11 protein-coding genes are annotated in these 10,652 nt (G+C 72.2%); 3 read left to right on the top strand and 8 right to left on the bottom strand.

The window, feature by feature from the left end; genetic code table 11:
* Positions 1 to 54 precede the first annotated feature (54 nt).
* The gene (locus CKO41_RS17005; RefSeq protein ID WP_200254812.1) at positions 55 to 417 is read right to left on the bottom strand and encodes a gamma-butyrobetaine hydroxylase family protein; all 363 of its coding nucleotides are present in this window, start codon (positions 415 to 417) and stop codon (positions 55 to 57) included.
* Positions 418 to 588: 171 nt separating this feature from the next.
* Between CKO41_RS17005 and CKO41_RS17000 the strand changes: the two genes are divergently transcribed.
* Positions 589 to 1,494: a methyltransferase domain-containing protein gene (locus CKO41_RS17000; RefSeq protein ID WP_200254814.1), complete on the top strand. Its 906-nt coding sequence runs from the start codon at positions 589 to 591 to the stop codon at positions 1,492 to 1,494.
* A gap of 21 nt (positions 1,495 to 1,515) precedes the next feature.
* Here the strand turns inward: CKO41_RS17000 and CKO41_RS16995 are convergent, their stop codons facing one another.
* The 4 genes from CKO41_RS16995 to hslV all read right to left on the bottom strand — a co-directional run bounded on the left by CKO41_RS16995 (position 1,516) and on the right by hslV (position 4,488).
* Positions 1,516 to 1,842 (bottom strand): nucleotidyltransferase domain-containing protein, encoded by a 327-nt coding sequence (locus tag CKO41_RS16995; RefSeq protein ID WP_200383151.1) that lies wholly within the window; start codon positions 1,840 to 1,842, stop codon positions 1,516 to 1,518.
* Positions 1,839 to 2,360 carry a hypothetical protein gene (locus tag CKO41_RS16990; protein ID WP_200254818.1) on the bottom strand — a complete coding sequence of 174 codons (522 nt, stop codon included), beginning with the start codon at positions 2,358 to 2,360 and terminating at the stop codon, positions 1,839 to 1,841. Before CKO41_RS16990 ends, CKO41_RS16995 begins: the two co-directional genes overlap by 4 nt.
* 93 nt (positions 2,361 to 2,453) lie before the next feature.
* Positions 2,454 to 3,788: an ATP-dependent protease ATPase subunit HslU gene (gene hslU, locus CKO41_RS16985; protein WP_200254820.1), complete on the bottom strand. Its 1,335-nt coding sequence runs from the start codon at positions 3,786 to 3,788 to the stop codon at positions 2,454 to 2,456.
* 151 nt (positions 3,789 to 3,939) lie between these two features.
* On the bottom strand, positions 3,940 to 4,488 hold the full coding sequence (hslV, locus tag CKO41_RS16980) for an ATP-dependent protease subunit HslV (protein ID WP_200254822.1): 549 nt from the start codon (positions 4,486 to 4,488) through the stop codon (positions 3,940 to 3,942).
* 180 nt (positions 4,489 to 4,668) lie between these two features.
* Here hslV and CKO41_RS16975 point away from each other — a divergent pair, with 180 nt between their 5' ends.
* Positions 4,669 to 7,197, top strand: coding sequence for a DUF2339 domain-containing protein (locus tag CKO41_RS16975; RefSeq protein WP_200383150.1), 2,529 nt, complete (start codon positions 4,669 to 4,671; stop codon positions 7,195 to 7,197).
* A gap of 48 nt (positions 7,198 to 7,245) precedes the next feature.
* Here the strand turns inward: CKO41_RS16975 and xerC are convergent, their stop codons facing one another.
* From xerC to dapF, 3 genes are read right to left on the bottom strand one after another with little or no spacing between them, the layout of a single operon-like run.
* The gene (xerC, locus tag CKO41_RS16970; RefSeq protein WP_200383149.1) at positions 7,246 to 8,151 is read right to left on the bottom strand and encodes a tyrosine recombinase XerC; all 906 of its coding nucleotides are present in this window, start codon (positions 8,149 to 8,151) and stop codon (positions 7,246 to 7,248) included.
* Positions 8,144 to 8,830: a DUF484 family protein gene (locus CKO41_RS16965; RefSeq protein WP_200255220.1), complete on the bottom strand. Its 687-nt coding sequence runs from the start codon at positions 8,828 to 8,830 to the stop codon at positions 8,144 to 8,146. The genes xerC and CKO41_RS16965 overlap by 8 nt, the downstream gene beginning before the upstream one ends.
* Positions 8,827 to 9,654 (bottom strand): diaminopimelate epimerase, encoded by an 828-nt coding sequence (dapF, locus tag CKO41_RS16960; RefSeq protein ID WP_200255222.1) that lies wholly within the window; start codon positions 9,652 to 9,654, stop codon positions 8,827 to 8,829. The genes CKO41_RS16965 and dapF overlap by 4 nt, the downstream gene beginning before the upstream one ends.
* 232 nt (positions 9,655 to 9,886) lie before the next feature.
* On the opposite strand from dapF, the gene CKO41_RS16955 reads away from it, so the two are divergent.
* On the top strand, positions 9,887 to 10,480 hold the full coding sequence (locus CKO41_RS16955; RefSeq protein ID WP_200383148.1) for a tetratricopeptide repeat protein: 594 nt from the start codon (positions 9,887 to 9,889) through the stop codon (positions 10,478 to 10,480).
* The last annotated feature ends 172 nt before the right edge of the window (positions 10,481 to 10,652 follow it).

The raw sequence follows: 10,652 nt of genomic DNA, 5'->3' as shown, positions 1-10,652 counted from the left end.
GACTCGCCAAGGTGGGGGCGGTGAGCGGGGCCGCCCCTCGTGAGCGCCCGGGCGTCAGGCGTCGGGCGCGCGGCGCTTGTGGCCGGCCTTCTCGAGTTCCGTCAGGTACTCCCGCCACATGGCCTCCCGGTTCGTACCGAGCCGGTAGAGGTGTTCCCAGGAATAGATCCCTGTGTTGTGGCCGTCGTCGAAGTGCAGGCAGACGGCGTAGTGGCCGACCGGCTCGATGCGCTCGATGTTGACGTCCTCCTTGCCGATCTGGAGCACCCGCTCGTCCGGGCTGTGCCCTTGGACCTCGGCCGACGGCGAGTAGACGCGCAGGAGTTCGCAGGGCAGGTCGAAGCGGCTGCCGTCGTCGAAGTGGATCTCGAGCACGCGCGATTGTCGGTGCAGGTTGAGCTCGGTCGGTGTCGGCATCTGGTTGGTCCTCGTGGTTGGTCTGTGTGCGGCCGCCCAGCCGCGGTCGTGCTCTCCGAGATGGGGGCGGGCCGCGCCGAGATCCGGATCGGCAGGGGTGCGTCGTGGGACCCTGCCAAATCGGGCGCATCGCCCATAGATGGTGGCCATGACACGCTCGGAGACTCGGCTATGCAGTCGACTGATGCTATCACGCGCCGTTGGCGCGAGACCCTCGGTTATCTCAATTGGCTCTTGAACCCCCGCCACGGTCGCGACGTCACGCAGGTCTACGACCTGCTGGCCGATCGCTCGCCGACCGAGCAGCGGCTCTATCTGAACCTCGGTTACTGGCGCTCGGCCGCGACCCTGGACGAGGCCTGCGATGCGCTGGCCCTGCTCGTTGCCGAGACCGCCCAAATGGGGCCAGGCGACGAGGTCCTCGACGTCGGCTTCGGCTTCGCCGATCAGGATATGCTCTGGGCGCGCACCTTTCGGCCGCGGCAGATCATCGGCCTGAACGTCACCGCCTCGCAGGTCGAGCGCGCCCGACAGCGGGTCGCCGAGGCCGGGCTCGCCGGGCAGATCGACCTGCGGCTCGGGTCGGCGACCCAGATGCCGCTCGACGCCGGGAGCGTCGACAAGGTGGTGGCGTTGGAGTGCGCCTTCCACTTCGATACCCGCGAGCGCTTCTTCGCCGAGGCCTTCCGGGTGCTGCGCCCGGGCGGGCGCCTCGTGGTCGCCGACATCCTGCCGATGCCGCCGGCGGCGCGCCGCCACGAGCGCCTCGCGCAGCGCTGGGGCTGGCGCCAGGCGGCCGGCAAGTTCCTGATCCCGGAGGCGAACGCCTACACGCGCGAGGTCTATGCCGAACGGCTCGCGGCGGTCGGCTTTGCCGAGGTGGCGGTGGCCTCGATCCGCGACGACGTCTACCCGCCGCTGCACAGGTACCTGGCCCGCGACCGGGCGGCCGTCGCGCGGCTGCACTCGCTGTTGCGGGTTGCGGTGCGCATCGCGCTGCGGCTCGACCCGGGGCTCGTCTTCAGCGGCCTCGACTATGTCCTCGCCTCGGCCGAGCGGCCGCGTGCGCCGGCCTAGAAGAGGGGCTGGGCGGCCGGATCAGTCGGTCCCGCGCCCCGATGCCGGCGCGCTCAGGCGGACGCCGTCGCGGCGGGCGATGCGGTGGATCGGTTGCGGCGCCCGGCTGCGCGGGCGCACGAGGAGGTCGACCTTGCGCTCGCCGAAGACGATGGCGAGGTCTGCCGCCAGACGGGCACGGCTGGCGACGAGGCCGGCCTCTCGGTCGGTCTCGACGTAGAGGTCGATGTCGCCGCCGCGCGCGGTGTCGTCGACGCGCGAGCCGAACAGCCAGACCTCGGCGTCGTCGCCAAGCTCGCGGCGGATCGCCGCGATCAGTGGCGGGATGCTGGTCGGGTCGAGCCTCACGGCCGGGGCAGGGTCCGCGCAGGGAGCCCGATGCGGTCGATGGCGTAGGCGCGCAATCGCTCCAGTGTCGCGAGCAACTGGCGCGCGCCTTCTCGGGCGAGGTTCAGGGCCTCGGTGCGCTCGCCGGGCGCCTCTGGGTCATCGTGCATGAAGGCGTTGCGGATCACCCGCAGTCCCTTCCACGCCTCGAACGACGAGACGATGCCGCGTTTCTCCATCGCGTGGATGATGTCGAGCTGGGAGTGGATCCGTTCCTCCTCCAGCCTCAGCAGGTCTCGGAAGAGCTTGCCGACGAGCAGGTCTTGGAGGTCGGCGAAGCGGACGCGGAAGGCGTCGATCCGCTCCTTGGCCCCTTCGTCCAGGGCGGCGATCGCGTCCCCCGTCAGCGGAAAGATGCCCTCGGTGCGCCGCAGCGAGACCGCGAGGTTGCGCGCGGCCCGGGCCGCCTCGCCGTAGTTGCCTTGGAGTAGCGCGGCGAGTTCCGGGTCGTAGCGAGGGCGATCCGGTGAGTGGTTCATCGGTGGCCAATATCCTCGGTTCACCTGATGTCGCATTCTCGGAGCCCCTGGACGTGGCGAGGCAAGGTGCCGCCCGCAGGGCCTCGCTCGCCTCTACAGGATGTAGCGCGACAGATCCTCGTCGGCCGCGAGCTCGGAGAGGTTCTGGTCGACGTAGGCGGCCGTGACCGTGACCGTGACCCGATCGAGCTCGGCGGCGTTGAAGGAGACGTCCTCCAGCAGGCGCTCCATGACCGTGTGCAGGCGACGGGCGCCGATGTTCTCGGTGCGTTCGTTGACCTGCCAGGCGACCTCGGCAATGCGCTTGAGGCCGTCCTCCGTGAACTCGATGTTGACCCCCTCGGTCGCGAGCAGCGCCTGGTACTGGTCGGTCAGGGAGGCGTCCGGCTCGGTCAGGATGCGCACGAAGTCCTCTGTGGTCAGGGCCTTGAGCTCGACGCGGATCGGCAGGCGGCCCTGGAGTTCAGGGATCAGGTCGGAGGGCTTGGCCAGGTGGAAGGCCCCCGAGGCGATGAATAGGATGTGGTCGGTGCGCACCATGCCGTATTTGGTCGAGACGGTCGTGCCCTCGACGAGCGGCAGCAGGTCGCGCTGCACACCCTCGCGCGAGACGTCGGCGCCGCCGGTCTGCTCGGTGCGGCGCGTGACCTTGTCGATCTCGTCGAGGAAGACGATGCCGGTCTGCTCGACGAGATCCACGGCGCGCAGCTTGATGTCTTCTTCGTTGAGCCGCTTCGCCGCCTCCTCGTCGCGCAGCACCTTGAGGGCCTCGCGGATCTTGAGCTTGCGCCGCTTGGTGCGGCCGCGGCCCATGTCCTGGAAGAGGCTCTGGAGCTGATTGGTCATCTCCTCCATGCCGGGCGGGGCCATGATCTCGACGCCGAGGGCCGCCGAGCTCACCTGGACCTCGACCTCGCGGTCGTCGAGCGCCCCGGCGCGCAGGCGCTCGCGGAGCTTCTCCCGGGTGCCCGCCGAGGCCGGTTTGCTCAGGCTGTCCTGCTCGAAGCCGCTCGGCGGCGGCAGCAGGATGTCGAGGATGTGCTCCTCGGCGGCCGCCTCGGCGGTGTCGGCGAGCCGGGCCATCTCCTGCTCGCGCACCATCTTGACCGCGCTCTCGATCAGGTCGCGAATGATGGATTCAACGTCGCGCCCGACGTAGCCGACCTCGGTGAACTTGGTCGCCTCGACCTTGATGAAGGGGGCGTTGGCGAGGCGCGCCAGGCGGCGGGCGATCTCGGTCTTGCCGACGCCGGTCGGGCCGATCATCAGGATGTTCTTCGGCGTGATCTCCGAGCGCATCGGCTCGTCGATCTGGGCGCGCCGCCAGCGGTTGCGCAGGGCGATGGCGACGGCGCGCTTGGCCTCGCTCTGACCGACGATGTGCTTGTCGAGCTCGGCGACGATGCGTTGGGGCGTGATGTTCGACATGTGGTGATCCAGGGCTGGTACTGTTTGGCTGGCGGCGATGGCGGACGTCGGCGGCGTTGGGCCTCGGACCGGGGTTCGAGGACGACCGTCGGACCGCGGCCCGGTCGAGGCACCGCACCCGGCACCGCGCAGACCCGCCCTCGGCGCCCCGTCATCGCGTCTCGGCCACCAGCTCCTCCAATACCAGATTGTGGTTGGTGTAGACGCAGATGTCGGCGGCGATGTTCAGCGCCCGCTCGACGATCTCGCGGGCGCCCAGTTCGGTGTTCTCCAGCAGCGCGCGGGCCGCGGCCTGGGCGAAGGCGCCGCCCGACCCGATGGCCATCAGGTCATGCTCGGGCTCGACTACGTCCCCGGTCCCCGAGATGATCAGCGAGGTGCTCGCATCGGCGATGCAGAGCAGGGCCTCGAGGCGGCGCAGCATGCGATCGGTCCGCCAGTCCTTGGCGAGCTCGACGGCCGCGCGGGTCAGGTGGCCCTGGTGCTTCTCGAGCTTGCCCTCGAAGCGTTCGAACAGCGTGAAGGCATCGGCCGTGGCGCCGGCGAAGCCCGCCAACACCCGGTCCTTGTAGAGGCGGCGGACCTTGCGGGCGTTGCCCTTCATGACGGTCTGGCCGAGCGAGACCTGGCCGTCGCCGCCGACGACGACGCGCCCGGCGCGGCGTACGGAGAGGATGGTGGTGCCGTGGAATATTTCCATTGTCTTTATCCAGGGTCGCGATCCGGAGATGATGGCGCCGGGCGTCGCGCAGCGCGATGCCGGGCGGGCGGGCGCGGGCCGGCCGCGCCGATCATCGAACGGACATGATACGCGAGCCGTCCCCGGCCTGTCAGACCCGGCGCCGGACGGGCGGTGCGCCTGGCGTTGGAGGGTGGACGGATGCTCTGGTGGTTGCTCGGCTTCGCCTTGCTCGTGCTGGTCCTCGGCCGCGCCGACGCGCCGGCCTTCGCCCTCTGGGCCATCCTGGCGGCGCTCGTCTGGCGACTGGCGCAGCTGGAGGCCCGACTCGCCGATCTGCGCCGACGCCTCGCCGAGGGGCCAGCCCCAGCGCCAGCCCCAGTCCCAGTCCCAGTCCCAGTCCCAGTCCCAGTCCCAGTCCCAGCGGCGCCGGGCGCGACGGCCCCGCCGCTGGAACTCGATGCCGACCTGGTCGCCTCCCTGGCACCGTCGCCCGATCCATCGCGGCAGGCCGCGACGCCCGACTGGCTCCGGCGCGGGCTCGAGACGCTGCGGCGGTTCTTCACCGAGGGCAACGCGCCGGTCAAGATCGGCCTCCTCGTGCTGCTCGCCGGGATCGGCGCGTTGCTCGACTATGCGGCCGACCAAGACTGGCTGCGCTTCCCGCCGGCATGGCGGCTGCTGGCGCTCGCCGCCGTGGCGGCGGCCGGGCTCGGCCTCGGTTGGCACCAGCGCCGCCGTCGGCCGGTCTTCGCGCTGGCCCTCCAGGGCGGGGCGATCGGCGCCCTCTACCTGATCCTGTTCGCGGCCCTGCGGCTCTACGAACTGGTCGGCACCGGCGCGGCCTTCGCCGGCTTCGTCGCGCTGGCGGTCCTCGGCCTCGGCCTCGCGGTGCGCCAGTCGGCCCAGCCGGTCGCCGCCTTCGCGGTCCTCGGCGGGCTGGCCGCGCCCCTGCTGGCCTCGACCGGCAGCGGCAGCCATGTCGCCCTGTTCGGCTTCTATGCGGTGCTCAATGCGGTCGTCTTCGCCGCGGCCTGGTGGCGGGCCTGGCGGGTCCTGAACCTGATCGGCTTCGTCGCGACCTTCATCGTCGGCCTGGCCTGGGGGCACAGCTACTATGCCCCGGCCCACTTCGCGACGGTCGAGCCCTTCCTGGTGCTGTTCTTCCTCTTCTACGTCGCCGTCGGTCTCCTCTATGCGCGGCACCGCCCGACGCCACGCGGCTGGTGGGTCGACGCGACGCTGGTCTTCGGTACCCCGCTGCTCGCCTTCGGCCTGCAGGTGGCGCTCCTCGCCGGGGCCGACCGGCCGCTCGCCTGGAGCGCCGCGGCCGTCGCGCTGCTGCACGCGGCGCTGGCCGCCTGGCTGTGGTGCCGCCCGGCGGCGGCGACCCTCGCGACCAGCTATGCCCTGCTCGCCGCCGGCTTCGCCGCCGTCTCGGTACCGTTGGCCTATGGTGCAAGCTGGACCCATGGCGTCTGGGCCCTGGAGGGGGCGGCCGTCCTCTGGCTCGGCCGGGCGCAGGCGCGGCCGGCGCTGCCCTTGGCCGGGGCGGCCCTGATCCTGGCGGCCGGTGCGGCCTGGATCGGGCACTGGTTCCTGGCCGGTGCCGACGCCGGCACGCGGCTCATCGGGGCCGCGGCGATCGTCGCCGCGGCCGGGGCCGGCGCCCATCGGCTCAATCGCGACGGCGCCGGGCAGTGGCTCGCGCCGCTGCTGTTCGCCTGCGGTTGGGCGCTCTTCGTCCTTGCCGGCCTCGACCAGATTCAGGTGCACCTCCTCGGTGCGGCGCGGGTCCACGCCCTCGCGTTGCTCGCCGCCCTCGCCGCGGCGCTCGCCGCTGCGGCCGGGATCGGGCTGCGCTGGTCGCGCGCGCAGGCCGCCGTCGGCGTCGCACTGGTCGCCGGGGCGCTCGTAGCGCCGGTCGCGGTCCTCGCCGGCGGCCTGCCGCTCACGGGGATCGGCTACTGGGCCTGGGGTGGCTACGCCGCCGCCCTGATCGTCCTCGGCCGGGCGCTGTCGTTGCCGGGCGCTCCGCCGGCGGCCGGTTGGTTCGCGCTGGCGCTGATCGCGTCGGCCGAACTCCTCGATCGCGTCCCGGGCGGCCTCGCGTCGGCCGCCGCGACCGGCGGGCGCGACGGGTCCCTGATGCTGGCCTTGGGCGGGGGGCTTGCCGCCTGGTCGGTGGGCTCGGCGGCCAGCGCGGGCGAGGGCGCGGGCTGGTTCGCCGCCGCGCCCTTCGTGCCGCTCGCGAATCCGCTGGAGCTCGCTCAGTTCGCGGCGCTCTGGCTCCTCTGGCAGGTCGCGGCCGGCGCCCCGCTCCGCCGGCGCGGGGCCTTGGAGCGGTGGGTCCTGGCCCTCGGTCTCCTCGTCATCACCGCCGCGACGCTGCGCGGGGTCCATCAGTTCGCCGGCCTGCCCTGGTCGGTCGGCCTCTGGGAGGAGCGGTTGGTGCAGGCGGCGCTCGCGATCGTCTGGACGGCGCTCGGCATCGGGGCGATGTTGTTCGGCGCCCGCCGCGGCCGACGCCCGCTGTGGGTCGGCGGGGCGGCGTTGGCCGGGGTGGTCATCGTCAAGCTGCTCCTCGTCGACCGCTACTACCTCGGCGACCTCCCCGGCATCGTCGCCTTCCTCGGCGTCGGGCTCCTGCTCGTCGCCGTCGGCTACTTCGCGCCCGTGCCGCCGGCCGGGCGCGGCGTCTCGGGCTCCGGCCGGGACCGGCCGCTGTAGTGATGAGTGCGGTAGCCCGCTGGCGGGCGACCCGAGCTCTGAATCGGCTCAGCGCCGCTTCTTCGCCCTGGGGTGGGCCTGGTCGTAGACGGCGGCCAGGTGCTGGAAATCCAGGTGGGTGTAGATCTGGGTCGTCGCGATGTCGGCGTGGCCGAGGAGTTCCTGGACCGCGCGCAGGTCGCCGGATGACTCCAGCAGGTGGGTCGCGAAGGAGTGGCGCAACAGGTGGGGATGTACGCCGCGGGTCGCGCCCTCGACCTGCGCCCAGCGGGCGAGGCGCTGCTGTACGGTGCGCGGGTGGATGCGCCGGCCGCGGCGGCTGACGAAGAGGGCTGGCTCGTCGGCGCCGACGAGGGTCGGGCGCACCGCGAGCCAGCGCTCCAGCGCCGCGCAGGCCTTGCTGCCGACCGGCACGGTGCGGGTCTTGGCGCCCTTGCCGACGACGGTCAGGGTCCCGTCGCGCCGGTCGACGGTCCCGACGTCGAGCGACACCAGCTCGGCCAGGCGCAGGCCGGAGGAGTAGAAGAGCTCGATCATCGCGGTGTCGCGCATGGCCAGCGGGTCCTCGTCCGGGTGGTCGAGGAGGGCGCAGAGCTGGTCGGCCTCGAGCGTTGCCGGGAGCTTGCGGGCGACCTTGGGGGTGCGCACCCCGACCGCCGGGTTGTGGCCGACCAGGCCTTCGCGCAGCAGGTAGCGGAACAGGCCGCGCAGGGCCGAGAGTTCGCGTTGCAGGGTCCTCCCCGAGGTGCCGCCGCGGTGGCGCCAGGCGACGTAGCGGCGCACGCCCTGGTGGTCGAGCTGCGGCCAGTCGGCGATGCCCTGCTCGCGGCACCAGTGCTCGATCCGTTGCAGGTCGCGGCGGTAGTTGGCGACGGTCAGCGGCGAGGCGCGTCGCTCGTGGGTCAGGTGCTGGAGGAAGGCCTCCAGGGGCGGGCAGGCCGCGCCGTCAGCCATGCGGCCGGCGGAGGACGAGGAGTTGCTGGCCGACGATCTGGCCGAGCCGATCGAGCAGTTCGGTGCCCATGTCGGCCCGGAAGCGCTCGGGGTCGCGGCTGCCGATCGCCAGCACGCCGAACTGGGGTTCGGCATGGATCGGGATCAGGGCGGCGCAGGCGATGCCCTCGCTCTGCTCGGCGAACAGGGCCTGGTTGCGCTCGGGCTCGAGCGGCCCGCACAGGGCGTGGGGCCGGTCGACGAACTCCAGGAAGGCGCTCGCGAGCGGGTCCTGCCGGGCGGCCTGCGGGTCGAGCGAGAAGAGCTTGAGCGTGACCGCCTCGGCGTTGAAGGCGCTGCGCAGCGCCTCGTCGAGGACGGCGCGCACGCGTTGGACGTCGCGTGCGGCGATCAGGCGCAGCGTCAGCGCGTGGAGCCGGTCGGCGAGGTCTTCGTAGTCGCGGGCGCGGGCGATCAGGTGGGCGAGACGCCGTTGCTCGCGCTCGAGGCGCTCGCGCAGGACCCTGACCTGGTATTCGATCAGCGAGACGGCGCCGTCGGTCGGGTGGGGGATGCGCAGTCGCGCGAGGAGGTCGGGGTGCCGGACGAAGAAGTCCGGGTTGGCGCCGAGATAGGCGGCGATGGCCGCCGCCTCGAGGGGCTCCGCGGCGCCCGCCTCGGTCGCTGGTCCCGAGCTCACAGCGCGATCTCCCCGTCGAAGACCCGCGCCGCCGGCCCCGTCATCCAGATGGGGGCGTCGCCGCCGGCCCACTCGATGGCCAGGGTCCCGCCCGGCAGTTCGACCTGCACGTGCTCCCCGAGCAGACCCCATAGGCGGCCGCAGACGACGGCCGCGCAGGCACCGCTGCCGCAGGCGAGCGTCTCGCCGACGCCGCGCTCGAAGACCCGTAGGCGCACCGTGTCGGCGGCCAGCACCTGGAGGAAGCCGGCGTTGACGCCCTCGGGGAAGTCGGGGTGGCCGGCGATCCGCGGGCCAAGCTCGGCGACCGGGGCCGTGTCGATGTCCTCGACCAGGGTCACCGCATGCGGGTTGCCGAGCGAGACGGCGCCGATCGCGAGCGTCTCACCGCCGAGCGACAGCACGTAGGCGCCGGCCCGGGCCGCGGCGGCGAACGGGACCTCGCGCGGTTCGAGCCGCGGTGCCCCCATGTCGACCCGGACCTCGCCGTCGGACAACAGCGCGAGCTCGAGCGTCCCGTCGCGGGTGTCGACCCTGAGCCGGTCCTGCTCGCTCAAGCCCTGGTCGCGGACGAAGCGTGCGAAGCAGCGGGCGCCGTTGCCGCACTGGCCGGCCTCGCTGCCGTCGGCGTTGAAGATGCGATAGAAGAAGTCGCTCCCCGGCCGGCGCGGCGGTTCGACGAGCAGGACCTGGTCGCAACCGATCCCGAAGTGCCGGTCGGCGAGGGTGCGGATCTGGGCCGGGGAGAGGTCGAGCGATTGTCGCACGCCATCGAGTACGACGAAGTCGTTGCCCAGGCCGTGCATCTTCGTGAAGCGGATCATCTGCTGTTTGCCGGTTGGTCTCAGGTGGGCGACTGGTCGCGGGCCCGCGCCACACGACGCTCGCCGGGGCAGGATATGGCCGCAAGATTAAGGTGCCTGCCGGCGACATTCAATCACAGATCGCCGCGCGGCCGCCGCCCTGCCGGCGCTCGTCGGTCCGTTTGACAGCCGAGGTGGCCCCTCCTAGGATCCCCGGCTGTCCCCATCGACCGGCGCGCCGCGGAGAATCGAGATGCCGACCCTGAGACCCTGGCAATGGATCCTCGTTGCCGTCTTCCTGATCTTCTATGGGTTCGCGGTCTTCGCGCTGACCCGGGACTACTACCTGCGCCAGCCGCAGGCGCCGGTCGCCGAGGCGGCGGCCCCAGCCTCAGCCCAGGCCCAGGCCCAGGCCGGCCCCCGCACCTGGCTTCAGGAGCAGATGCAGGGGCCGGCGCCGGACCTGGATGCGGCCTTGCGCGAGGGCGATCCGGCGCGTCTCGGTCAGCTCGCCGACGACCTCTTCACCGCGGGGCACCACGGCGAGGCCGTGCCCCTCTACCGTCGCCTCCTCGAACTCACCCCCGACGACGTCGAGACCTACAACGACCTCGGCCTGGCCCTGCACTACTCGGGGCAGACCGCCGAGGCGCTCGATGTCCTGGGGCAGGGCGCGGCGCGCGACGCCGGGCACCAGCGCATCTGGTTGTCACTCGGTTTCGTGCGGGCCGTCAGCGGTGACACGGCCGGGGCGCGCGAGGCCCTCGAACGCGCCCGCGCGCTGGCTCCGACCACGCCGGTCGGCGAGGAGGCCGAGCGCCTGCTCGGCAGGCTCGGGGCGGGCTGAGGCGATTAGGGAACCGCTGAAGTATTCAGCGCTTAGCGTCTCCTTAGGGACCGTCAATAAATAACTGTACCATTTCCAGATGGCGCAATGGTGTAGTTCCAGTCGCCGTGGAAGTCGTGACGGCGGATGTTCACCTCCGCAAGCTCGCCGTCGGTGACCTTCCTGCCCAGCG

Origin of the sequence: Thiococcus pfennigii (assembly GCF_016583835.1) — a bacterium.
In the GTDB taxonomy this organism is placed as follows: domain Bacteria; phylum Pseudomonadota; class Gammaproteobacteria; order Chromatiales; family Chromatiaceae; genus Thiococcus; species Thiococcus pfennigii.
This window is presented reverse-complemented; position numbering and strand designations above follow the sequence as displayed.

Coding starts and splice junctions, on each gene's coding strand:
- hslU (WP_200254820.1), bottom strand. CDS start 3,788: ATGTCGAACATCACGCCCCAACGCATCGTCGCCGAGCTCGACAAGCAC.
- CKO41_RS16955 (WP_200383148.1), top strand. CDS start 9,887: ATGCCGACCCTGAGACCCTGGCAATGGATCCTCGTTGCCGTCTTCCTG.
- CKO41_RS17005 (WP_200254812.1), bottom strand. CDS start 417: ATGCCGACACCGACCGAGCTCAACCTGCACCGACAATCGCGCGTGCTC.
- dapF (WP_200255222.1), bottom strand. CDS start 9,654: ATGATCCGCTTCACGAAGATGCACGGCCTGGGCAACGACTTCGTCGTA.
- CKO41_RS16990 (WP_200254818.1), bottom strand. CDS start 2,360: ATGAACCACTCACCGGATCGCCCTCGCTACGACCCGGAACTCGCCGCG.
- CKO41_RS16975 (WP_200383150.1), top strand. CDS start 4,669: ATGCTCTGGTGGTTGCTCGGCTTCGCCTTGCTCGTGCTGGTCCTCGGC.
- hslV (WP_200254822.1), bottom strand. CDS start 4,488: ATGGAAATATTCCACGGCACCACCATCCTCTCCGTACGCCGCGCCGGG.
- xerC (WP_200383149.1), bottom strand. CDS start 8,151: ATGGCTGACGGCGCGGCCTGCCCGCCCCTGGAGGCCTTCCTCCAGCAC.
- CKO41_RS17000 (WP_200254814.1), top strand. CDS start 589: ATGCAGTCGACTGATGCTATCACGCGCCGTTGGCGCGAGACCCTCGGT.